We start from the raw sequence: 24,979 nt of genomic DNA, 5'->3' as shown, positions 1-24,979 counted from the left end.
TTTGAGTTTAAAAGATTTTATAATTCCTGCAGTAGATATAAAAGATGGAAAAGCAGTAAGACTTTTTAAAGGTGATCCAAATGCAGTTAAAGTTTATGCAGATAATCCTATAGATATGGCAAAAATATGGGAAGAAAAAGGAGCAAAACATTTACATATAGTTGATCTTGATGGGGCGTTTGAAGGAATTCCAAAAAATTATAAGATTGTTGAGCAGATAGTAAAAAATGTTTCAATACCTATAGAGTTTGGTGGTGGTCTTAGAACTTATGAAGCAGTTAAAACTATGATAGAAATAGGTGTTGAAAGAGTTGTAATAGGAAGTTTAGCTTACCAAGATAAAGAGCTATTTGAAAAAATTGTAAATGATTTTCCTGAAAAAGTAATTCTTGGAATAGATGCAAAAGATGGTAAAGTAGCAATAAAAGGATGGCTTGAAAAAACAGATTTTACTCCTTTAGATTTTGCAAAAATGTTTGAAAATTTTCCTATATGGGGATATTTATACACAGATGTAAATAGAGATGGTGCTTTAGTTGGTCCAAATATTGAAGGTACAAAATATCTTGCAGAAAATCTTAATAAACCTGTAATTGCATCAGGTGGTGTTTCAAGTTTAGAAGATGTAAAAAAACTTTATGAAATAAAAGATGTTGGAATTTATGGTGTAGTAGTTGGAAAAGCTCTTTATGAAGGAAAGATAAATTTAGAAGAGGTAGATTAAATGCAGATGATAAATACAGATAAAGCTCCAAAAGCTATAGGTCCTTATTCACAAGCTATAAAGTATGAAAATTTAATTTTTATCTCAGGTCAGATAGCAATAGATCCTAAAACTCAAGGATTGATAGAAGGTGATATAAAAAAGCAAACTGAAAGGATTATGGAAAATATTAAAGCAATTTTAGAAGAAGCAGGATTATCTTTAAATCATGTAATAAAAACTACTATCTATCTAAAAAATATAAATGATTTTCCTGCTTTAAATGAAGTTTATGGAAAATATTTTACAGAGCATAAACCTGCAAGAGCTACCATAGAAGTTTCAAATCTACCTAAGGGTGCTTTAGTAGAGATAGAAGCTATAGCAGGCTTATAATTTTTTTAAATATATTACTGATAAAGGTGGAAGGGTTAAACTGATAGAGTTTTTTCTTCCATGGCATTCAACTTTTTTAGATTTTATTGGTTTTTCATTTTTTATATCTAATCCACCAAACTCTTTATACTGAGAATTAAATATCTCTTTATAAATGCCTTCTTCTGGAACACCTATTCTATAATTTTCTCTTGTAATACCAGAAAAATTACAAACAATAATAATAAAATCATTATCACTTTTTCTAATAAAGCTAATTACATTACTTTTATAATCAAGTTCATCTATCCATTCAAAACCTTTTGCTTCACAATCATACTGATGTAATGCTTTTTCATTTTTATAAAGATTATTTAGTTGTTTTACTAAATTTTGAACTCCTCTATGTTTTGGGTAATCTAATAAATTCCAGTCAAGACTTTCTTTATAATTCCATTCTTTCCACTGGGCAATTTCTCCACCCATAAATAATAATTTTTTTCCTGGAAATGCAGTCATGTATGCAAATAAAGCTCTTAAATTTGAAAATTTTTGGTCATAATCACCGGGCATTTTATTTATAAGAGAACCTTTCATATGAACAACTTCATCATGACTTAAAGGAAGTATATAATTTTCATTGTACATATACACAAAACTAAAAGTTAATTGATGATGGTGATACTGCCTAAATAAAGGATCAACTTTCATATAATTTAAAGTATCATGCATCCATCCCATATTCCATTTAAAACCAAATCCAAGACCTCCTAAATATACAGGCTTTGATACCATTGGAAATGCAGTAGATTCTTCTGCAATAGTCATAATATCAGTAAATTCTTCATAAACTGCTTTATTTAGCTGTTTTAAAAACTCTATTGCTTCTAAATTTTCATTTCCTCCATATTTGTTTGGTATCCATTCTCCTTCTTTTCTTGCATAATCAAGGTAAAGCATTGATGCTACTGCATCAACTCTAATTCCATCTATATGATATTTTTCAAACCAAAACATTGCACTTGATATTAAAAATGCTCTAACTTCATTTTTTCCATAATCAAATATTGCACTTCCCCATTCTGGATGATAAGCCATTCTTGGATCTGGATGCTCATAAAGAGGCGTTCCATCAAAATTTATAAGTCCATGTCCATCTACTGCAAAATGAGAAGGAACCCAGTCTATAATAACTCCTATATCATTTTGGTGCATAATATCTACAAACTGCATAAACTCTTTTGGCGTACCAAACCTAGAAGTTGGTGCAAAATATCCAACAGTTTGATAACCCCAAGAACCATCAAATGGATATTCTGTAATTGGCATTAATTCAATATGAGTATAACCCATTTCTTTTACATACTTAACAAGCTCTTCAGCTAATTCTGTATATGTTAAATACTGATTGTTTAATTTTCTTTTCCATGAACCTAAATGAACTTCATAAATATTGATTGGTGCTAAATGATTATTTTTTTCTATTCTATTTTCCATCCAATCTTTATCTTTCCATTGGTATCCTTTTATATCATAGGTAATAGTTGCTGATTTTGGTGGTTTTTCAAAGAAAAATCCATAAGGATCACTTTTTTCATTTACTATTCCATTATGTTTTGAGTATATTTTGTATTTATATGTTAATCCTTCTTGAACGCCTTCAATAAATCCTTCCCATATTCCACTTCCATCTTCTCTTTTCTTTAATGGATGTACTTTATCATCATAATTATTAAAATCCCCAATAACACTTACTTTTTCTGCATTTGGTGCCCATACACTAAAATAAACTCCTTTTTTACCTTCTCTTTCCATAAAATGAGCACCAAACTTTTCATAAAGTTTTCTATGGGTTCCTTCTTTAAAAAGATATATATCAAAATCTGTAAACCTTGATATATCGTAATAGATTTTATGCATCTATACCTCTTATTTTTTTATAAACTTTTTCATATTTCTTAGCTGAGTTTTCCCAACTAAATCTTTTCCTCATTCCTCTTTCTTGCATTTTTTTTATAGCATCTTTATCATTTTTCCAAGTATCTACTGCCCATTTTACTGTGTTATATAAAGCTTCTGGTGTTGCATCCCAAAATTTAAAACCTGTTCCTTCTTTTGTAATTGGATTAAAATTTTCTATAGTATCATCAAGACCTCCAGTTGCTCTAACTATAGGAATAGTTCCATATCTTAAAGAGTAAATCTGATTTAAGCCACAAGGTTCAAATAATGAAGGCATTAAAAATAAATCACTTCCTGCTTCTATTTTATGGGCTAACTGGTTGTTATATCCTATATAGCATCCAAATTTTTTTGGATATTTTGAAGATATTTCGCTGAAAAAATGTTCTGCCCATTTCTCTCCTGTTCCAAGAATTACATACTGAGCATCTAATTCTAAAAGTTTATCAATAGCTCCTGCTATTAATCCTATCCCTTTTTGTTCTACTAATCTTCCTATAAATCCAATTAAAGGAATATCATTCCTTTCTGGAAGATTAAATATTTTCTGTAAATCTTTTTTACATTCTTTTTTGCCATCCATGTTATCTATATCATAATTTTTAACTATATATTTATCTATCTTTGGGTTCCATTTTGTATAATCAACTCCGTTTAATATTCCATAAAGCTTATAACTATGAGCTTTAATATGGTCATCTAATCCAAATCCATACTCTTTTGTTTGAATTTCTTGGGCATATTTTTTACTTACAGTTGTTATTGCATCTGCATGATAAATTCCGCCTTTTAATATATTAATAGCTCCAAGGGCTTCCATCTCATAAGGATTAAAATGCTCCCATCCTATTTCTAATATTTCCATATCTTCTTTTGGAAAAATTCCTTGATGTTGCAGATTATGTATTGTTAAAACAGATTTAGAATCTTTAAAAATATCTTCATTTTTATATCTTGTATTTTTTAAAATAGGTATTGCCGCTGTATGCCAATCGTTTGCATGTAATATATCTGGTTTAAATCCTATTTTTTTACAAAGTTCCATACTTGCTTTAGAAAAAAATATAAATCTTTTGTCATTATCTCCATATGAGTATCCATTTTCATTTGTATATAGATTTTTTCTTCCAAAAAATAGTTCATAATCTATAAAGTATATTTCAACATCTGAATCTGGAATATAACTTTTATAAACTCCTGCATATAATTCTCCCATTTTACCCATAGGCACAGATAATGGGCCAGGAATATGCTCTAAATTCTTTCTATCTATTTCATAATATCTTGGCATTACAACAATTATATTGTGTCCTAACTTTTTTAATGCTTTTGGTAAAGCCTCTCCAAAATCTGCTAATCCTCCAGTTTTTGCAAAAGATGCAACTTCTGATATTGTAAATAGTATATTAAATCCCATTTTCCATAACTCCTCTTAATAAGGTTGCTACTTTTTCAGGTAATACAGGATTTATTTTCATATTTGTTGATAGCTCAAATCCTGCTAATCTGTAAATTCTTGGCATTATCCTTATATAAAATCTCCAAAAATATTTTATATCTTCAAAAAACTCTTCTATCTCAAAATTTTTATTTATTGGTGGATTTCCAAAAGATATATTAAAATCAAAATCTCCAAGTTCTTCATAAAGGGCATCTATTACTTTTTTTAGGATATTAGATAACTCTTTTAAATCTTGATTATCTAAATCAATTATAGATGATTTTTGTTTTTTTGGAATTATCATTATCTCAAATGGAAAACTACTTGCAAATGGTGCAAAAGCTATAAAAAAATCTGTTGATATTATTACTCTTTTATTTTCAAACTCTTCATTTGTAATTATATCTTCAAAAATAGTTCTTCCATGTTCTTTGTAATAATTAAATGCTCTTTTTAATATCCATAAAGAGCTTTTAGGAACTATTGGAAGAGCTATAAGCTGTGTATGTGGATGGCTTTGACTTGCTCCTGCTAATTTTCCTTGGTTTTTGAAAAAAACTAAATATATCAATCTTGTATCTTTTTTTAAATCTACTGCTCTTTCTCTTATTACATAAAGCCAGTTATAATACTCTTCTAATGTAAAATCATTCATTTTAAAAAGATGTCTTGGTGTATCTATAATAACTTCATGGGCTCCAAATCCTTCTATTTTTTCAAAGATTCCAATCTGGGTTGATATTAAAGGTGCTTCAATTTTTAAAGCTTTATATAAGTTTGGAACAACTCTTACTTTCCATTTATTCCCATCTCTTAAAGAGTAAATCTCATTTGGTGTTAGATGTTCATTTCCAGGACAAAATGGACAATCTTTTATGGAAATTTCTTTTATCTCTTTTTTTTCTTTAAAACTATCTGGTTTTCTTAATCTTTCAGGTGCTATTATTACATATTCATCATTTATTAAATCATATCTTATTTCAGACATTTTCTATGCTTAAACTCCCATTTATATTTAATTGTTTTTCTAAGGAAAAGATTAAGGCAAAACTTACTCCTTGAATAATAAAATCAACTCCTTTTTCATTTTGAGAAAGGGTTTTTATTAATGTTGAATAAAATGAAAAACTATTATCTGTAGAAATTAAAATCTTATTTTTGGTGTATAAATCTAAAATCTCTATCTGTTTTATATTATTTATTTCCAAATCGTTAAGAGAATTTTTGTTATTTATAAAAATATTTTCTAAATTTGCAAAATGGAAATTAAACTCAAGGATATATAAATATTTATTTATACTTTCAGTATCTACTTTAATATTAAAATCTATTTTATTTTTTTCAGTAATATATCTTTTTTCTATTGTTGTAGGATAGGTTTTGTCCTGATATATCCCACCAATCCTTTTAAATTTTATTGTATTGCCTTCTTTTTTTAGCTGAAATGGTTGATTTGTAAAATCTCCAAGTTCTTTAAAACTACATTTTTTAAAATTTTCTAAATTAAAAGAGTTATCACTAATATGGTCTATAAAGGAATTTTTTATATACCAGTCATAAACTATCTCATTTTTTGTTTTTTCATCAATAGTTGGATGTATTTCATGGATTGTTACTACTTTTTTGTCTTTTTTGTTTTGATTATTATTTATTAGTTCTTCATGATAAGCTTCTTTTCTTCTTGTTAAGGTGTTTTGGAAATTAAAACAACTTTTTCTATCATCAAGTTCTATAAGCTGTCCACCATATTTTGAGTAAAAACGAGCTATTAAGTTTTCTGTAATTATCTTTACTTCTTCAAATCCATCTAAATCATTATCATTAATCTCAATTATATTTTTATTTTTATATCTTAAATTTTCACATTCTATAATGTATCTATATGCATTATCTCTTAAATTTGGAAGATATAAACCACCAAATACTCCATGCCAAAGAACATCATTACATTGAGATTTATATAGATAATCTAGATATTTTTCATCTTTTAGTTTATTTTTAGAACATTCTAACATTCTTTTATGAATTCTATTTGATTCTTCATATTTAACAAAAAAGTTTTTCCATAAACCACTTTTTAAAAACTTTATTGCTATATCTTCTCCAAGCTGTTTTTTTAACTTTTTTATTTCTATAGCTTCTTCTGTATTTAAGCTCCATTCTCCCATTTCATAATAAGAAACATTAGGGATATAAGCTAATCCTTTTGGTTTATACTGATTAAAATATTCATTATAATGGATTGGTATAATTTCTTTATTTTCTAAGATTTTTTCTATAAACTGTTTTAGCCAACCTTTTTCATAAACCCATCCATAAGTATTTGGCCATAATCCAAACTTTTCTAAATCATCAAATATTATTGCTACTTCTTTTCTACTTTTTATACTTTTTATAGCTATATCAACTTCTTTAAATGGAATATCATATCTAAGTCTTTTTGATATTGGAAAAAGTCCTATGATTTCTCCACCTTCTTCTGTTAGGTAATAACCATTTAAATCTTTTTCATCAAATCCAACATTTATAAAATGGTAATCATCTACCATACAATAATCAAAACCAGTTTCTTTCAAATCTGATATTATCCCACTTTCCCATACTCTCTCTGTAAGCCAAATACCTTTTGGTTCTTGATTAAACTCTTTTTTTAAAAATGAATTTAATTTTTTTAACTGATTAATTCTATCTTCTTTTGGAATTGAGCTTAAAATCGGCTCGTAATATCCTCCTCCAAATATCTCAATACTACCTTTATTAATTAAATACTTTATATTTTCAAAAACTGTAGAATATTCATATTTTATTTTTTCAAAAAGCCATCCACTACAATGTAAAGAGAACTTAAATTCTGGATAATCTTTTAATACTTCAAAAAATGGTGCATAACATTTTTCTATGGCATTATCTATAGCTTCTTTTAAGTTATCTACAGGTTGGTGCATATGAACACCAAATAAAAGTAAAGTTTTCATACAAACCAACACCTTTTAAAATCTTCATTTAAATTAATTTTTAGTTCAGTTATTCCAGGTAGAACTTGTAAAATATTATTATCTTTTTGAATCTCTATCCTAAAATAAACAAGCTGTTGATTTATACATTTTTTCTTTATAGCTATTTCTACAATCTCATTTATTGCCATCTTAATACAATCATCTTCATATACATTTTTATCTGTATTTAATGAAAATAGGTTTTTTTCTCTTAAGAATATATTGATTTTTGAGCCTTTTAATTTTTTTATATCTCCATCAAGTCTTAAATATATATTTTCTTCATCTTCTCCCCAGTAGATTTTACTAATAATGTTTTTTTGTTTTTGCATTGTTGTATAAGCTTTTTCTTCATCTATAAGTCCACTATCAAGCCATTCAAAAAAAGAAGTTTCTTTACCATCTATAACTGGTGATATATATGATTTTGGCTCCATCACAAAAGATTCTATATTTTTAGATTTTGCAATTGGTATATAGAGATTAGATGGAACAGGTAAGCCTATTAATTTATAAATTTTAATAAGATGGTTTCTAAAAAGAAAATCAAATTCTAAATTAAATTTTGTAAAATGTCCTTTTCCATACCACCAAAACCAATCACTACATTCTGATTTCAAAAATTCTTCTTCTATCTGTTTTATAGTATCTTCATTTAATTCATTTAAATGATGTTTAAAATCTCTTTTTGTTTGAAATATAAGCTCCCAAGCTTTATTTTTTTCTTCATCTCCTATCCAGGTATTAAAATTCCCATATATCCATGATCCAGGTTTTATATTCTCTAAATTTTTAGGTTCTGTACTTAGTATCTCATCCATTGTTTTTGTTTTACAAAAATCTAAAGAAGATATTTCTTCATATAGTTTATTTAAAAAATCTTTTCCATTATTTTTGTAGTATTCCCAAGGGTTTTCACCATCTAATATTACAGATACAATAGAATTTTCAAAATTGTTATTAATATTTTTTAAATGAGTTATAAAATCGTTTACTGCCTTTTCAAAATCCCAAAATTTATAGACAAAACCTATTAAATCACTTAAATTATGGTCTCTAAAAACTATTTTTATACCTTTATGGTTATATAGTTTATATAGATTTTTTCTATTGTTATCTTTTAAAGATTTAAAAAGAATAGCCTCATCTGTAGCTATCCATTTAATATCTTCATCAATATATAAGAATATACTTTTTTCATCTACTGCTCCTTCTGCTGGCCAAAATCCATTTGGTTTTATACCAAAAATTTCTTCATATAGTTTTTTTGCTTTTTTAATATGTAATATTGCATCCTCTTTCAAGCTTTCCGGATTTTTTGGTAGTTTAATATTTTTATCTGCTTCTTTTGCAACATTTATATCTATTAAAAGTGGAAGTATTGGATGGAAATAAGGGGTTGTAGATATAGATATTTTTCCTTCTTCTTGAAGTTTTTTATAAAAAGGTAAAATTTTTGGAATAAAATTTATTAACTCTTCAATTAGGCTATTTTTATCTTCAGATGTAAAATTTTTTCCTTTTTTTAGCAGTTCTTTTACAACTTCAGAGTTTTCTTTTAGATAATTTCCAGTCCAAGACAGTAAATATATAACTTCTAAATCAAGTAACTCTTTATTATTTAAAATATCTTTTTGATACAGTTCTTTATATCTTTCATAAGGCTCTACCATTGTTTTATATGGTGAGCTTTTACATATTTTTATAATAAAATTTTTTTCTTCTTTAGTTAAATCTTTTGTATCTTTTTTTAATAAGATTAAAAATTTATCCTTTTCTGTTTTATATTCTTCATATAATAGAATTTGCTCTATTAAAGTAGGTGTTAAATTAAAAGTAGCTTTTATATTTTCAAATTTAGACACTAAAAAAGGCATATCAAAATAATCTTTTATAGAATGTAGAAAAACCCATGGCATATGCATTATTCCATCTTCATTTAAGTAGCTTGGTTGATGCATATGCCATATAAAATTAAGGGTTAACATTTAGTTTTCCATCCAGTTTTTTATCTTTTCTTCATATTTTTTATGTAATTTATTTCCTATTTCTTCATTCTTTGCTTGCATATATAAATGTAAAAATTCCCCATACTGATCTGGAATTAAAAGTATCCAATCAGTATCATTCTCCCATATTTTCACTCCATCAACTAAGGAATGTTTTTTTCCTTTTGCTTCTTGTATAAATTTTTTCATTATTTTCCCTTTTTTTATTTGAGGGCAAGGAATTTCGCAATGTTTATAAAAGAATTTAACTATATTTTTAGAAATTTCAGCTAAACTTAATTTATATCTGTTTAAAAATTCTAATATTTTTAATGTTGCATACATAGTATCTCTATATGGTACAAACTCTGTAAATGCAAAACTACCTTCTACAGTTGCAACTAAATAGTATTTTTGAAGATCTTCAAGTTTAAAATCTGTATATTTACCATAAGTTATTTCTAAATTTTCAAACTTAACAATATCTGGCGCCCACACAGGTAAAAATACTTTTAGTTTAGTATTTAGATTTTTTGCATGTATATCAACAAGATTTAAAACAACAAGTAAACCTTTGATTTTATCAAGTACTTCTCCTTCTTCTGTAATTATTAGGATTTTCTCTCCATTTGGATAAAGCATAAAACCAGCTTTTAGCCCTAAGGATTTAACTATATTTGACATATCTTTTTTAGAAATATTCTCTAAATGAGGCAAGTTAAATAGTTTTCTTTCATCATAATAACTATTTAATGTAATATGTTCTATTTCTAACTCAGTTAGTATTTCAGGAAATACTTCTCCTAAAATTCCATGCATCATATCAACTGCAATTCTAAAATTTTCACTTGTGATGATTTTAAAATCTACTGTTTCTTTAACCGCATTTTTATATTTTTCTATTTCTACTGCATAATCATTTTCATAAATTTTTCCTATTTGATAATAATCAACTCTTCTAAATTTCTCTTTGAAGAATGCTTTTTCTACTGCTTTAGCAGTATTTGTACTTATTCTAAGTCCATGCTCATTAAAAAAGGTTGCCTCTGTTGAAAATGGATCAACAGAACTTTGTTTAAAATAAACCCCACCTACAATCTCTGGGTTTGTATAAATCTCATGTCTTAATACAGAGATAGGAACTCCTCCTAAATCAACAACATTTATACCAGAAGATAAAAGACCTCCTAAGAATGATCTTTTAAGCATTCTAGCACTTTTATCTTTATCTCTTGCAGTAGCTATTTTTGCTCCAACAGGTAAAACAGTAGCAAAAGCTTCTGCTAATTTTGTTGCCATATCACAACTAAATTCAATATTACTTTTACCTACGACACTACCATGTTCAAAAATAGAGCTTTTATATCTATCTCCAAATACAATATTATTATTTACTATTGAAGCTGGGTCTATCTTTTTATCTGGCCATATAGTAACATCTTGCTCTATTTTTACTAAATCTCCAATTTTACAATTTCTTGCAAGTATTAATCCTGCTTTTGCTTCAACATTATCTCCTATTTCATTATTTTCACATATAACCCCATTATCTAAAATAAAGTTTTTACCTATTTTTATATCATGCCATAAAACAGAATTTCTTATTTTTCCATTTTCTCCTATTTCTACATTATCACCTATTACCACATTATTAAGTTTTACACCTTTTCCAAGTTTTACATTATTCCCAATTACTACATTTCCAACAATCTCTACAGAGTTATCTATTTGACTATCTCCAGTTAAATAAAGTTTTCCATCAGGATATTCTACAACCTTTCCTGGAATTTCAAAATTTAATCTTTCATTTAAAATATCTTGATGGACTTCTCTATAACTATCTGGATTTCCAACATCTCTCCAGTAGCCTTCCATATTTATTCCATATAAATCAATACCTTTTTCCATAAGTAGTGGAAATAGATTTTTAGCAAAATCAAAATTTTCTTTTAATGGAATAAAATCTAAGATTTCAGGTTCTATTACATATATTCCTGTATTTATGGTATCGCTAAAAACTTCACCCCAACTTGGTTTTTCTAAAAATTTCTCTATTTTTTGATTTTCATCTGTAATAACAATTCCAAACTCTAAAGGATTTTCAACTGAGGTTAAAGCAATACTTAGTTTTGAGTTTTTCTTTCTATGTTCAGAGATAATCTTTTTAAAATCAAAATCTGTTACTAAATCTCCACTTACAACCATAAATGTAGTATCTAAAAACTCTTGTGCAAACTTTACTGCTCCTGCAGTACCATAATCATCATCAGGTAAAACATAATGTATTTTTACTCCCCATTTACTACCATCTTTGAAATAGTTTTTTATCACATCAGGTTTGAAATATAGTAAAATTACAACTTCATCAATTCCTGTTCTTTTTAACTTTTTTAGTATATGTTCCATCATTGGAAAATTTACAACTGGAAGCATTGGTTTTGGTACAGATGCAGTTAAAGGTTGAATTCTTGTACCAAAACCACCAGCCATTAAAACTGCTTTTACATTTGACATGAACCTTCCTTTATCTTATATTTTTAAAACAGAATTTTTACTACCAAAAGGACTATAAACAGTTTCCACTGTATCGTCCCAAATCCATTTATTACCATCAATAAGATAACCAAACTCATATGTTTGGTTAGCTGGTAAATATTTTCTAATATAAAATTCTCCATTTTTCTTTTTTTTCATTTCTTCCGGTTGCCAGTCATTCCAACTTCCTTTTATCTCTACTTTTTCGCATTCTAAAACAGGAGTAGTAAAAGTAACCCAAGCTTTATTTCCTTTTTTAGCTATCTTTACCAAACTTTTTTCCCTCCTTTTAAAATAAATATAGCTTTTAAGCTTTAAGCTGTCTATATTAATCTTTTTTAGTTATTTCTTTTGTAATTGGAATATAAAATTTTTCTAAATAATCTTTCATCATTCTTCTTGCACTAAATCTTGGAGATACTGAAATCATTGCTTCTTTCATTTTTCTTATCCATTTGTAAGGAATACCGTCACTATTTCTATCATAATAAAGAGGTATAACTTCATTTTCCAATAGGTTGTAAAGTTCTTCTGCATCTTTTGAATCATCTGCAGGCTCTTGTCCAAAAACCCAACCATTTTTACCATTATATCCTTCTACCCACCAGCCATCATTAGATGATAAATGTAAAACTCCATTCATAGATGCTTTCATTCCACTTGTTCCACAAGCTTCAAGAGGAGGTTTTGGAGTATTAAGCCATAAATCAACACCTTTTACTAAATATCTTGCTACTAATTTTCCATAATCTTCAATAAATACTATTCTTCCTTTAAATTTAGGATCTTGAGCTATTTTAAATATTTTTTGGATGATCTTTTTACCTGGAATATCTGCTGGATGTGCTTTACCTGCAAATATAATCTGAACAGGCTTTGATTCATTGTTTATTATCTTTTCTAATCTTTCTAAATCATAAAGTATTAAATCTGGCCTTTTATATGAAGTCATTCTTCTGGCAAAGCCAATTGTTAAAATATCAGGATCAAGCATAACCCCTTCAGCAATAATAACAGATGGATCTGCTTCTTCATTTGCCCATTTCTTTCTTGCTTTCTCTCTTATAAAATTAATCATCCTTACTTTGTTTTTGTATTTAATTTCCCAAAGTTTTTTATCATCTATATCTAAAATCTTTTCCCATATATCAGGATTATCTTGAAGTATTAGCCATCTATCTCCTAATATTTCTTCATAAATATCGTAAAGCTCTTCATCAAGCCAAGTAGGTATATGTACTCCATTTGTTACATAATCAACTGGTACATCTTTTTCATTTTCTTTTTCAAATACATGTTTCCATATTTTCTTTGTAGTTTCACAATGTTTTTTACTTACTGCATTTCTATAATTACACATTCTAAGGGCAAAAACAGTCATATTAAAACCAGAAGGATCATCTGGATTTATTCCAAAACTTAAAAACTGTTCTTTTGTCATTCCTAAATGTTGCCAATAATCTTGAAAATATTTGCTCATCATATCAAAACTATATACATCTGTTGCTGCTTGTAGAGGTGTATGAGTTGTAAAAATAGAACTTCTTTTAACCTTTTCTATAGCTTCATCTAATGTTAAATTTTCATCTTCTACAAAATTTCTAATTCTTTCAAATATAGCAAAAGCTGGATGTCCTTCATTTAAGTGTAATATTGAATACTCAATACCAAGCTCTTTCAAAACTTTATAACCACCAATTCCTAAAACTATCTGTTGTCTTAATCTTTGTTGTAAATCAGGTGTATAAAGTCTATAAGAAATTTCTCTATCCCAAGGATCATTTTGTTCTATATCTGTATCAAGTAAATATAAAGAAACCTTCCCTACATTTACTTTCCATATTGCCGCATAAACAGGAGGATCAATAAAAGGCACTTGAATTATAAAATGATTTCCATTTTTATCTAAAACCCTTTCTATTGGAGCTAAATCTTTTTGTAGCTCTTCTTTTGTTCCATGTTGCCAGCCATCTGAACCTATTACCTGTTTTACATATCCATGAGGATACATAAATCCTATTCCAACTATTGGTATATTCATATCACTAGATTCTTTTAAGATATCTCCTGCTAATATCCCAAGTCCCCCTGAATATATAGGAATTGTATGATGTAATCCAAATTCTGCACAAAAATAAGCAATTGGAAGAGGTTTTTCTTTAGCATATATATTAGTATCATTCATATAATCTTTAAAAAGAGCATAAACATATTTATACTCTTTCATAAAGTTTTCATCTTTAGTAAGACTTTCTAAGTATTCCTTAGGTAAATTTTTTAATACTGCAATAGGATTATTTTCACTTTCTTTCCATAAATATGGATTTAAAATTCTAAAAAGATTTTCTCCTCTTGGATTCCATGTCCACCATAAATTTAGAGCAATTTCACTTAAACCTTTTATTTCTTCAGGTAAAGATGGTATTATAATATTTGCAGAAGGATCTTTATTCATTTTGCATCCCCAATTTTTTATATTAGCTCTGATTATATCAAAATTTTGTTAAAATTTTATGAAAGTATAAAAAAGAAAGGGGTAAAAATGATTAAAATTTTAGAAGTAATAACTCAAAAAAGAACTCATTTTGTAGATATTACAGATCAAGTTCAAGAAGTTTTAGATGAGATAAGAATAAAAGATGGAATATGTTATCTATATGTTCCTCATACTACTGCAGGGATATTTATAAATGAAAATGCAGATCCAGATGTAAAATGGGATGTAGAGCAAACCCTTGAAAAACTTGTACCTTGGAATGATGACTATAAACATATAGAAGGAAATGCTGCAGCCCATATAAAATCTATTCTTGTAGGAACAAATACTTTTGTGCCAATAGAAAATGGAAAATTATTACTTGGAACTTGGCAAGGGATATTTTTTGCTGAATTTGATGGTCCAAGAACAAGAAAGGTTTATATAAAAATAATAAAAGATTAAAAAGAAGGAGGCTTAAAGCCTCCTTAAGTCAAGCATAGGTTTAGCAGCAGCAACAGGATGCTATAGCATCCTGCTTATTTAAAATGTATATCCTGCTTCTACTCTAAATACTACATTTGAATCATCAACATATCCCCCAGCTGCATCAGAGCCAGATATTCCTTCTTTCTTATCATAGTTATAATAAAAAGCTTCAGCTCTTAAATAACCAGATTTAAATTTGTAAGTTGGAGTAATAGCAATATCATATCCTTTATTGTTATTATAAGCGCCTGAACCATTATCATCAAAAGATTCTAATCTGATTGGTAAAGATATATTTCCAGCTTTTGGAATTATATAAAAAGCTACTCCATAACCATTATTATTTTTTCCTATTTGATAATCTCCATTTACTGCTACATCTAAGTTTTCCATTAAAGATGTAGATAAAATAATATCTACAATATCAGGTTCAGATGGATTATTCTTATCATAATAAGAAGCTACATATTCTATATTATTTAATTTTCCTATAGAACCAACTGACCAAGCACCGCTATTTCCATCATCATTAACTTCCGCAAAAACATTTAAATCTTCAGTGAAAGAATATGTTAATCTTGCACCACCATAATAAACAGGTTGTGCACTCCATACTTTACCTAGTGTAATATTTGGATTTGCATATGTGTTTGCAACTTCATAACCAACATTCGTTGTAAGAACTCCAGCATCAAGGGTTATATTTTCTATAGGTTTTATTGTTAAATATCCATATTGGAATCCAAATTGATCTCCTGTAGTAGATGGCTTATTTGATGATAAATATCCGATTGCTGCAGTAAAACCTATATCTCCTGTTTCAGCATCTTTTGAAAATTCAAGTAAAAAGTTATTTAGTTCAAATCCTTCTGCTGTAGAATCTGCATAAGAGTATCCTGCAGAAATTCCGCCACTTACTTTAACTGGAAGTTTTAAATTAACCTCAGCAGCATTTACTGAAGTTAAGAGTCCTGCTACTGTTAAAAATCCTACTAATTTTTTCATACTACATACCTCCTTTAGATATAAAATTTTATAAATTAAAGCCTCTTTCTCCATGGGTTGTTTCATCAAGTCCTACAGTTTCTGATTCTTCGTCAACTCTTGCACCTTTAGTTAATACCTTAGCTACAAAAAATAAGATAGTAGTCATTATTGCAGTATAAATAATTGTGAAAAGTATTGATTCTACTTGTACCCATATCTGACCTAATCTATCTCCATTTTGTAAAGGAGAACCATCCCATGCTAAAGATTGAAGAGCAAAAATTCCTGTAGCTAAAGCCCCCCACATTCCTGCGAGTCCATGAACACCAAAAGTATCTAAAGAATCATCATATCCAAGAGCTTTTTTAAGGACATAAACACCAAACCATCCTACTATACCAGCCACAAGACCTATAATTAAAGCTCCTATAGCATCTACAAAACCAGCTGCTGGAGTAATTGCTACAAGTCCTGCAATTGCACCTGAAGCTGCACCAAGTAAAGTAGGTTTTTTAGCAGTTATCCATTCCATTAATACCCAGGATATTACTGCTGCTGCTGTTGCTAAATTTGTAGTTAATAAAGCAACTCCTGCCACTTCATTTGCACCAAAAGCTGAACCTGCATTGAAACCAAACCATCCAAACCAAAGTAGACCTGCACCAAGAGCTGTTAACACTACTGAAGATGGAAGAATAGCTGTTTTTTTGTAATCTTTTCTTTTTCCAACTAAAAGAGCTAAAACTAAACCTGTAACCCCTGCATTAATATGAACAACAGTACCACCTGCAAAATCTAAAGCACCAGCTTCAAATAAAAATCCACCACCCCAAACTACATGAGCTATTGGAGCATATACAAATGTTATCCATAAAATTACAAATATAATCCAAGTTGAAAATTTCATTCTTTCAATTACAGCACCTGCAGCAAGGGCTATTGTTATTGCAGCAAAAGTTGATTGAAATGTTGCAAAAACCCATTCAGGATATGTTCCAGATAAAGCTTTATAATCAACTCCATTCATTAAAAATTTACTTAAGCCTCCAACAATAGCATTTAAACTTCCACCTTCTGTAAAAGCTAAAGAATATCCCCATAAAAACCAGACAACAATAGCAACTGCATAAGCCATAAGAACCATCATTACTGTATTAACTACATTTTTAAATCTTGTCATTCCACCATAGAAAAGAATTAATCCCCCTACTGTCATTAAAACAACAAAAGCAGTAGCTGTTATCATCCATGCAGTATCTCCTGTATCCAGCTTTGATTCTCCTGCAAAAGAAATGTAAGGGACTAAGGCTGTTAGCAATAACATAATTTTGCTTTTCATACTAAAACCTCCTAATATTAATTTTTTATAAAGCTGCATTTCCTCTTTCCTCTGTTCTTATTCTTACTGCATCTTCAACAGGAATAATAAAGATTTTTCCATCTCCAACTTTTCCTGTTCTTGCAGATTCAGATATAGCTTTAACTACCTTTTCTACCATCTCATCTTCAACAACTATCTCCATCTTGATTTTTGGTAGAAAATCAATTACATACTCAGCACCTCTATAAAGTTCTGTATGTCCTTTTTGCCTTCCAAAACCTTTTACTTCAGAAATGGTTATCCCAAAATTACCAAGCTCTGTTAAAGCTTCTTTAACTTCATCAAGTTTGAAAGGCTTAATAATTGCTTCTATTTTTTTCATCTTTAAATTCCTCCTTAAATGTTTTGTTTTTATTAATGAAAATTTCATGCCAAAAATGGAAAAGTATTGATATTTAAAGCTTAGATAGAATTTTGATAAATTAAGAGCAGATTTTTATATTGAAATGTTGCATAAAAATTGTGCAACTTATATATTATTGGTGCAATTTATATTCTTCTTTTTCCTTCTAATGCTTTAGAAAGGGTAAAAGTATCTGCATTTTCAAGACTTGCACCAAATGGAAGGCCATAAGCTATTCTTGAAATTTCTATATCTTTATTTTTTAAAAGATTATAAATATAAGTTGAAGTTGCTTCACCTTCTATTGTTGGATTTGTAGCTATTATTATCTCCGTAGCTTTTTCTGCTCTTTTTACAAGAGAAGGAATATTTAAATCCTTTTCTGTAATTCCTTCAAGTGGTGAAAGTCTTCCATGTAAAACATGATAAACACCTTTAAATTTACCTGTTTTTTCTATTGCAAAAGCATCAAAGCTTTCTTCAACTACACAGATTATAGATTTATCTCTATTTTCATCTGAACATATATTACATATTTCATGTTCTGTTAAAAGTCCACATTCTTTACAAGGATTTATTTTATTTAACATATCAAGGAGAGCCCTAATAGTATCTATAGACTCTCCTTTTGGAAGTTTTAATAAATTTTCTACAAATTTTTGAGCAGATTTTTCTCCATATCCCGGCAGTTTTGATATATGCTCTATTGCTTTATGTAAAGCTTCAGGAAGAATCTCTTTTTCCATTAAAATAAATTATCCATTCCAGGTAAATTTGCAGGCAATCCTGATGCTTCTGTCATTTTTTTACTCATAACTTCTTTAGCTCTTGCATTTGCTTCATTTAAAGCAGCTATTAATAAATCCTTTAAAACCTCTTCATTTTCTTCATTTAATAATGATTTGTCTATCTGTATATCTATTACTTCTCCAAGTCCATTTTCAACTATTTTTAACATTCCTCCACCAACTTCAACTTCAATCTCTTCTTTTTTTAATTCTTCTTTTGCTTTTTTTACATTTTCTTGTAAATCTTTAAGCATTTTCATCATATTTCCAAGATCACCAAAATTAAACATTTATTTTATTCCTCCTTATAATTTATAATTTTTCCTTCAAATAAATTTAAAACCTTATCTACTGCCTCGTCTCTTTTTTTGCTCTTTTTTTTCTTATTTTCTGGCTGTGTTTTTATTATAGAAACTTCTTTATTGAAATATTTCTCAATTATATCTTTTTTTGCCACTAAATTATCATATAAAATTTCTGGAGCTTTTATTTCTAATATATTACCTTTATCTTCAATTTTTGATTTTTTTATTGCTGAAGCAACAATAGCTCCAGCTTCTTTACTTATTTTTGCTAATATATACTCCAGATTATCTTTTTTTTCTTCCTTTGCTTCTTCTTTTTTTTCTTCTTTAACTTCTTGCTTTATAGAACTTGTTATTTTTACATTGTCCTTTAAAATATCATCTATATTAGTAAGTTCCTTTATATATTTAATTTTTAATATTGCAAGCTCATATATATTTTTTTCATTTCCAGAGCTTTTAGCTTCTATGAAAGCTTTATTAAAAACTGATTGAACATATATTAAATACTTTAAATCTTCTTTTTCAAATATTTTCCCTTTTTCTTCAATTGCTATATTTATAAGTTCATTATGGATTTCATTTAGTATCTGTTTCCAAAATACTGTTAAGTCTTGTCCTTCTTTATAGAGATTTTCTATTTGAATAATCATCTGTTTTATATCTTTTTCTTTTAAATACTTTAAAAACTGATTTATTACATTTGAAGATATTACTCCAAGTAGTTGCTGAGTTTTTTCTAAGGTAAGTTTTTCTCCTGCATAGGTAGTAGCTTGGTCTAAAAGGCTTGCAGAATCTCTTACTCCACCTTCACTAAATTTTGCTATAAGCTCAACAGCTTCTTCTTCATAAGGTATATTTTCATTTTCTAAAATTTTTATTAAATACTGTTTTATCTGGTTTTCTTTTATAGGTTTAAATAGAAAAACTTGAGTTCTTGATTTTATAGTATCTGGTATTTTATGAAGTTCTGTAGTTGCTAAAATAAATATATTATTTGGTGGTGGTTCTTCTAAGGTCTTTAAAAGTGCATTAAAAGCTTCTTTTGTAAGCATGTGAGCTTCATCTATTATATAAACTTTATATCTTCCTTTAATAGGTGCATAATTTATATTTTCTTTTAAAGCTCTTATATCATCTATTCCTCTATTTGATGCTGCATCTATCTCATACATATCAGGAAATGAGCCTTTATCTATTTCTATACAGTTTTCACAAACTCCACAAGGCTCATCTGTAATACCTTTTTGACAGTTTAAACTTTTAGTTAATATTCTTGCTATTGTTGTTTTACCAACACCACGAGGTCCTGCAAAAATATATCCATGGGAAACCTTGTTTAGTCTAATTGCATTTTTTAAGGTATTTACAACATGCTCTTGACCAACTACAGATTTAAAATCTTTTGGTCTATACTTTCTTGCAAAAGCTTCATAAGTCAAAATATTTACCTCAAATTTAGCTTTATATCTTAAATATAAGCATTATTATAATTATATCCAATATGCTTTTAAATTACCTTTTAACCAATCCCATAGAATTTTTTTAGCTACTCTATCATAATCTATATCTCCACCGGAAATTTTATAGTTAAGTTTTTCTCCAATATTTTCTAATGTTTTTACAGGATTATTATCTACCTTTATTTTATATGCTTTTTCTAAAGCATCAGGTTTTTTTTCTAAAATTTTTTCTAAAAGTTTTATTGCAACATCTACTGGATATTCTAACTTATCTGGTATCCAAGAACCTTTTAGTGCCAAATCTTCTGGATATTCAAGGGTAATAATACCAGGAGTATCTATTAAAAATATATTTTCATCAAGTTTTATAAGCTGTTTACCTCTTGTCATACCAGGTTTAGGAGATGTAGTTGCTACTTTCTTTCTTTTCAAAGAGTTTATTAGTGAAGATTTTCCAACATTTGGATATCCAAGTATACCAACTTTTATAATACCTTTTTCTTTTGCTATTTTTCTTAATAAGGATAATAACTCTTTTAATCCTTTATTATTTTTTACAGAAAAAATAATTGTTGGATATTCTTTTTCAAGCTCTTTTTTTGCTTTTTCTAAAAAACTTTTATCAACTAAATCAGATTTATTTAAAATAAATATTAATTTTTTATTTCTTTCTTTTGCAAGTTGCTCTACTGTTTTATTTCTTGTTTCAAAAGGAATTCTTGCATCTAATACTTGCAAAATAACATTTGAATCTTTTAAAACTTGTTTAGCAATACTTTTTTCTCTAAGCCATTCTCTTGGTTTCTCCAAAATTTACCTCTTTTAATGTTTTATAATTATTTTCTGTAAAAATATATTCTGAGGCTTTAGTTTGGCAAAATTTTTTAGGTTATTTATTTTAACACTGTTAATTTTTTCTTTCTCTTTTGCAGAAAAGGTATATCTTGAAGCAAATTCTATAGAAAAAATAGATAAGGATAATATTATTGCTAAAGGAAAGGTTGTTTTAAAGTATCAAGATATTACAGTAAACTCAGAAAAACTAATTTTTAATAAAACAAAGAAAATAATAAAATTTGATACAAAAACAGATATAAAATCTCCTAAGTATCATTTAATAGCACGTAAAGGTTGGTATAACTTTGAGACTAAAAATGGAGAGTTTTATCAAGTTCAAATATCTTTTGAAAATAAATATTTTATAAAAGCTAAAAAAATAGAAAAACAAAAAGATATTTTTTATTTTGAAAAAGCTAAGTTTTCAAGTTGCTCATTTGATCAATATGACTGGTTTATTTACTCATTTGATGGAAATTTTAAAAAGAATGATTATTTGACTGCAAAAAATGTATTCTTCTTTTTCTGTAAAGCTCCTTTATTTTATACTCCTTATTTTAAATATCCAACTGCAAGAAGGAAAACAGGATTTTTACCTTTTTTAATCTCTCAAGACACCTATAATGATTTTATATTAAAAATTCCTTTTTATTTAGTAATAGATAAAAGTTCTGACTCAACTTTTACCTTAGATTATAGAAATAAACAAGGTAAAGGTATTGATATTGAATATAGGAAAAAATTTTCACCTTCAGAATATATAAATCTAAATACATTCTTTTTTAAAGAAAAATCAAATGGTTCTTGGTGGGAAGGTAGAAATATAGGAAGTTTAGAAAATCGCTGGCTTTTAGAAAGTGATGGTAGATTTAATCTGTTTAATAATACAAAGCTATTTTTAAGATTAAATATTCCAAGTGATAAATATTTTTATGAAGATTTTTATAATACTTCAACTTTAAGATATACTTCATATACAAAATCTCAGATTTTAGCTTTAACAGAAACTAAGGATTTTACCGTAGAAATAAATTTTGATTTTTTATATGATTTATCTACCAAAAATAACGAGTATACTCTACAAAGACTTCCAGAAGTTAGATTTTACTGGAAAGAAAGGCCTTTATTTTCAAATATTTATTATGATTTTTTAAGTGTAAATACAAACTTTTATAGAAAAAAAGGAACACGAGGATTAAGATCTGATAACCAATTTAGATTTATACTTTCAACTCCTTATAAATATATTACAAACTCTTTTGAATTTATCCCAAGAAGTACTTTATATGCTAATGTTAAAGAAAATCCAGAAAAAAATCCATCAAGAAATTTGGTAGAAATAAAAGATAGAGTAAGCTCTATTTTTCAAAAAAAATATTCAAATTTTACACATAACATAATCCCTATAATCCAGTTTAATTATATAAATAAAGTAAATCAAGAAAAACTTCCTATCTTTGACAAAGAAGATAGAATACCAGCCAAAAAAGATATAGATTTGTCTTTATATAACATATTTGATTTTCAAAATAATAACTATTTTAGATGGGAAATATCTACAGGATATACATTTTTAAATGAATATTATATAGGTGATAACCTTTATGAAGGTAGAAAAAAACCTTTTAGAAATAGTTTTATATATAGTATAAATAGCTTTACAGGTGAAAATACTTTATTTTATGATTTTAAAAAAAATCAGATAGTAAGAACTATATCAAGTTTTAGTTTTCCTATAACTAAATACTTTAGATACTCTATGTCTCATTCTTTTGATAAAGGAGAACAAAATTCAACAAATCAGTTGTTAAATAGTATATCTGCAAATTATAAAAATATTTCTTTAAATTTTTCTATATTATCTAATATAAAAGAAGGGTATATTCAGCAAAAAAGGGGAAGTCTAACCTTTAATAGAAAATGCTGGTATGTAAAATTAGATTATATTAAAGATTTTAATAAAACTACAGGAAAAAGCTATAAAGTTATAACTCTTACATTAAATATAATAAACTTTAGCTACAATTTTCCATTATTAAAACCAACTGAAGATTAAACAGAAAGAGATTGTGAAATTTTATTTGCACAGTTTAAAATTTTTTCTTTAACTTCAAGAACATTAGATGGATTTAATCTACTTATAGGAGCAACTACAGATATAGCAGCTTTAGGTATTTTATCCTCATAAATTACTGTTGCTACTTCAGAAACTTCTAATTCTAATCCTTGGAAATCATATTCTATAATTTCTTGTTTTTTTCCTTTTTTTGCTTTTAATAATGCTCTACCGGGAGCAGTATCTTTTGCTTTAAATCTTTTTGCTATTCTTGAATGAACTAAAACTGATCTATTTGCTTCTTCACTATATATATAAATAATATCATCTTTATCTAAGATTGATATATAAACAGTTTCATTTAACTCTCTTCTAAGTTGTCTTAAATAAGGTTTTGATTTTTTCAAAAAGTTTCTTCCTTGAAGATAAGCATATTCTAAATATAAAACCTTTGTTCCTAATTTATACTCTTCAGTTTCTTCATCTTGTTCTATAATACCTTCAACCTGTAAAGTTGCTAGAAGTCTAAATACATTATTTTTATTTAAACCAAGTAATCTGCTAAGATCTGTTACTCCTAACCTTTCCTTTTCTTTCAAAATCTCTATTAAATTTAAAGCTTTCTCTATAGAGCTTTGAGTTTCTCTTTTTTTGACCAAATTTTAAAAATCCCTATATTTTATATATTTAATTATTATTATTTTATATTATAAAAAATAAAAAAAGGCAAGAGGTAGCATTATTGAATAAATTAATTATAATTACAGGAACTACTGCTACAGGTAAAACAGAGACAGCTATAAATTTAGCAAAAGAAATAGATGGAGAAATAATAAGTGCAGACTCCATGATGGTATATAAATATATGGATATTGGAACTGCAAAACCAACAAAAGAAGAAATGGAAGGCATTCCCCATTATTTAATAGATATTAGATATCCAAATGAGTTTTTTGATGTAAAAGATTTTATTAGTTTAGCAAAAGAAAAAATAAAAGAAATAACAGAAAAAGGAAAAACAGCTATTGTAGTTGGAGGAACTTGGCTTTATATAAACTCCCTTTTATACGGATTATCAGAAATTCCAACAGCAGACTGGAATTTAAGAAATAAACTATATAAAGAATCATCTGAATTGCTTTATGAAAAACTAAAAGAAGTAGATCCAGTCTATGCAGAAAAAATACATCCAAATGATAAAAAAAGAGTTGTTAGAGCTTTAGAAGTTTATTACCTTACAGGAAAACCTTTTTCATCTTTTCATAAAAATGAAGATAAGCCTTTATATGATTTTATAGGTTTTGTATTTGAAAGAGATAGAAATCAGATAATGGAAAGAATAGAAAAAAGGGTTGATAAAATGATAGAAAAAGGTCTTTTAGATGAAGTCAAATTTTTATTGGACAAAGGATATGAAAATAGCATAACATCTATGCAAGCAATAGGATATAAAGAGCTTATTCCTTATTTTAAAGGAAAATGTAGTTTAGAAGAAGCAAAAGAAAATATAATAAAAAATACAAAAGCATTTGCAAAAAGACAGATAAGAACATTCCGTAAAAAATTTAAGGATGATAAATGGTATTTTATAGATATAAAAGATGAATATAATTTGGTAAACTATATATTAGAAATAATAAAAAGGAGGAAATAGATGGATATACAAACTGAAATTCTAACTGAGATTAAAGAAGAAGGTAAAGAGATTACAATATATCTCACAAGAGGTACAAGAATTACAGGGAAAATAGAGGCATTTGACCAGTTTACAATACTTTTAGATGTTGCTGGAGAAAAGCAGCTTATTTTTAAACATGCAATCAGTACTATTGTTATTGACATGTAAACTATTTT

The 24,979-nt window shown here is 27.3% G+C and carries 22 protein-coding genes; 6 read left to right on the top strand and 16 right to left on the bottom strand.

What is annotated here, in order from left to right; all coding sequences use genetic code 11:
* Position 1: 1 nt before the first annotated feature.
* Entirely contained in the window at positions 2 to 724 is a 723-nt protein-coding gene (hisA, locus tag CLV39_RS01615) for a 1-(5-phosphoribosyl)-5-[(5-phosphoribosylamino)methylideneamino]imidazole-4-carboxamide isomerase (protein ID WP_121922481.1), read from the top strand.
* Positions 725 to 1,099 carry a RidA family protein gene (locus CLV39_RS01610; protein ID WP_121922480.1) on the top strand — a complete coding sequence of 125 codons (375 nt, stop codon included), beginning with the start codon at positions 725 to 727 and terminating at the stop codon, positions 1,097 to 1,099.
* On the opposite strand, the gene glgB is transcribed toward CLV39_RS01610, so the two are convergent.
* Genes glgB through glgP form a run of 8 tightly spaced genes read right to left on the bottom strand, consistent with a single transcriptional unit; the run spans position 1,094 to position 14,455 of the window.
* On the bottom strand, positions 1,094 to 2,998 hold the full coding sequence (gene glgB / locus CLV39_RS01605; RefSeq protein ID WP_121922479.1) for a 1,4-alpha-glucan branching protein GlgB: 1,905 nt from the start codon (positions 2,996 to 2,998) through the stop codon (positions 1,094 to 1,096). The genes CLV39_RS01610 and glgB overlap by 6 nt on opposite strands.
* Complete coding sequence (gene glgA / locus CLV39_RS01600; protein WP_121922478.1) at positions 2,991 to 4,457, bottom strand: glycogen synthase GlgA; 1,467 nt, start codon at positions 4,455 to 4,457, stop codon at positions 2,991 to 2,993. The genes glgB and glgA overlap by 8 nt, the downstream gene beginning before the upstream one ends.
* Entirely contained in the window at positions 4,447 to 5,469 is a 1,023-nt protein-coding gene (gene galT, locus CLV39_RS01595; protein WP_121922477.1) for a galactose-1-phosphate uridylyltransferase, read from the bottom strand. Before galT ends, glgA begins: the two co-directional genes overlap by 11 nt.
* Complete coding sequence (locus CLV39_RS01590; protein WP_121922476.1) at positions 5,462 to 7,456, bottom strand: alpha-amylase/4-alpha-glucanotransferase domain-containing protein; 1,995 nt, start codon at positions 7,454 to 7,456, stop codon at positions 5,462 to 5,464. The genes galT and CLV39_RS01590 overlap by 8 nt, the downstream gene beginning before the upstream one ends.
* Positions 7,453 to 9,465 carry a glycoside hydrolase family 57 protein gene (locus CLV39_RS01585; RefSeq protein ID WP_121922475.1) on the bottom strand — a complete coding sequence of 671 codons (2,013 nt, stop codon included), beginning with the start codon at positions 9,463 to 9,465 and terminating at the stop codon, positions 7,453 to 7,455. The genes CLV39_RS01590 and CLV39_RS01585 overlap by 4 nt, the downstream gene beginning before the upstream one ends.
* Entirely contained in the window at positions 9,466 to 11,979 is a 2,514-nt protein-coding gene (locus tag CLV39_RS01580; RefSeq protein ID WP_121922474.1) for a sugar phosphate nucleotidyltransferase, read from the bottom strand. It abuts the gene before it with no gap.
* Positions 11,980 to 11,994: 15 nt separating this feature from the next.
* Positions 11,995 to 12,273: an isoamylase early set domain-containing protein gene (locus CLV39_RS01575; RefSeq protein ID WP_211325018.1), complete on the bottom strand. Its 279-nt coding sequence runs from the start codon at positions 12,271 to 12,273 to the stop codon at positions 11,995 to 11,997.
* 55 nt (positions 12,274 to 12,328) lie between these two features.
* Positions 12,329 to 14,455: an alpha-glucan family phosphorylase gene (gene glgP / locus CLV39_RS01570; protein WP_121922473.1), complete on the bottom strand. Its 2,127-nt coding sequence runs from the start codon at positions 14,453 to 14,455 to the stop codon at positions 12,329 to 12,331.
* A gap of 87 nt (positions 14,456 to 14,542) precedes the next feature.
* Here glgP and CLV39_RS01565 point away from each other — a divergent pair, with 87 nt between their 5' ends.
* Complete coding sequence (locus CLV39_RS01565; RefSeq protein WP_121922472.1) at positions 14,543 to 14,941, top strand: secondary thiamine-phosphate synthase enzyme YjbQ; 399 nt, start codon at positions 14,543 to 14,545, stop codon at positions 14,939 to 14,941.
* A gap of 78 nt (positions 14,942 to 15,019) precedes the next feature.
* Here CLV39_RS01565 and CLV39_RS01560 read toward each other — a convergent pair whose 3' ends face one another.
* From CLV39_RS01560 to CLV39_RS01530, 7 genes are all read right to left on the bottom strand, one after another.
* On the bottom strand, positions 15,020 to 15,970 hold the full coding sequence (locus tag CLV39_RS01560) for an outer membrane beta-barrel protein (protein ID WP_170145578.1): 951 nt from the start codon (positions 15,968 to 15,970) through the stop codon (positions 15,020 to 15,022).
* 28 nt (positions 15,971 to 15,998) lie between these two features.
* Entirely contained in the window at positions 15,999 to 17,291 is a 1,293-nt protein-coding gene (locus CLV39_RS01555) for an ammonium transporter (RefSeq protein WP_121922742.1), read from the bottom strand.
* A 25-nt stretch (positions 17,292 to 17,316) separates the two neighbouring features.
* Positions 17,317 to 17,655: a P-II family nitrogen regulator gene (locus tag CLV39_RS01550; RefSeq protein WP_121922470.1), complete on the bottom strand. Its 339-nt coding sequence runs from the start codon at positions 17,653 to 17,655 to the stop codon at positions 17,317 to 17,319.
* Between the two features lie 167 nt (positions 17,656 to 17,822).
* The gene (gene recR, locus CLV39_RS01545) at positions 17,823 to 18,422 is read right to left on the bottom strand and encodes a recombination mediator RecR (protein ID WP_121922469.1); all 600 of its coding nucleotides are present in this window, start codon (positions 18,420 to 18,422) and stop codon (positions 17,823 to 17,825) included.
* Positions 18,422 to 18,754 (bottom strand): YbaB/EbfC family nucleoid-associated protein, encoded by a 333-nt coding sequence (locus CLV39_RS01540; RefSeq protein ID WP_121922468.1) that lies wholly within the window; start codon positions 18,752 to 18,754, stop codon positions 18,422 to 18,424. The genes recR and CLV39_RS01540 overlap by 1 nt, the downstream gene beginning before the upstream one ends.
* 5 nt (positions 18,755 to 18,759) lie before the next feature.
* Positions 18,760 to 20,211 (bottom strand): DNA polymerase III subunit gamma/tau, encoded by a 1,452-nt coding sequence (gene dnaX / locus CLV39_RS01535; protein ID WP_121922467.1) that lies wholly within the window; start codon positions 20,209 to 20,211, stop codon positions 18,760 to 18,762.
* A gap of 51 nt (positions 20,212 to 20,262) precedes the next feature.
* Positions 20,263 to 21,042, bottom strand: coding sequence for a YlqF/YawG family GTPase (locus CLV39_RS01530; RefSeq protein ID WP_121922466.1), 780 nt, complete (start codon positions 21,040 to 21,042; stop codon positions 20,263 to 20,265).
* 61 nt (positions 21,043 to 21,103) lie between these two features.
* On the opposite strand from CLV39_RS01530, the gene CLV39_RS01525 reads away from it, so the two are divergent.
* On the top strand, positions 21,104 to 23,125 hold the full coding sequence (locus CLV39_RS01525; RefSeq protein WP_121922465.1) for an LPS-assembly protein LptD: 2,022 nt from the start codon (positions 21,104 to 21,106) through the stop codon (positions 23,123 to 23,125).
* Here CLV39_RS01525 and CLV39_RS01520 read toward each other — a convergent pair.
* The gene (locus CLV39_RS01520) at positions 23,122 to 23,784 is read right to left on the bottom strand and encodes an IclR family transcriptional regulator (RefSeq protein WP_121922464.1); all 663 of its coding nucleotides are present in this window, start codon (positions 23,782 to 23,784) and stop codon (positions 23,122 to 23,124) included. The genes CLV39_RS01525 and CLV39_RS01520 overlap by 4 nt on opposite strands.
* An 83-nt stretch (positions 23,785 to 23,867) precedes the next feature.
* Here CLV39_RS01520 and miaA point away from each other — a divergent pair, with 83 nt between their 5' ends.
* Both miaA and hfq read left to right on the top strand, forming a co-directional pair.
* Entirely contained in the window at positions 23,868 to 24,779 is a 912-nt protein-coding gene (miaA, locus tag CLV39_RS01515) for a tRNA (adenosine(37)-N6)-dimethylallyltransferase MiaA (RefSeq protein WP_121922463.1), read from the top strand.
* The gene (gene hfq / locus CLV39_RS01510; RefSeq protein WP_121922462.1) at positions 24,780 to 24,971 is read left to right on the top strand and encodes an RNA chaperone Hfq; all 192 of its coding nucleotides are present in this window, start codon (positions 24,780 to 24,782) and stop codon (positions 24,969 to 24,971) included.
* The last annotated feature ends 8 nt before the right edge of the window (positions 24,972 to 24,979 follow it).

The sequence above is a fragment of the Hydrogenothermus marinus genome (genome assembly GCF_003688665.1).
GTDB lineage: Bacteria > Aquificota > Aquificia > Aquificales > Hydrogenothermaceae > Hydrogenothermus > Hydrogenothermus marinus.
The sequence above is the reverse complement of the archived record's forward strand: the minus strand, read 5'-3'. Positions and strand labels throughout refer to the sequence as shown.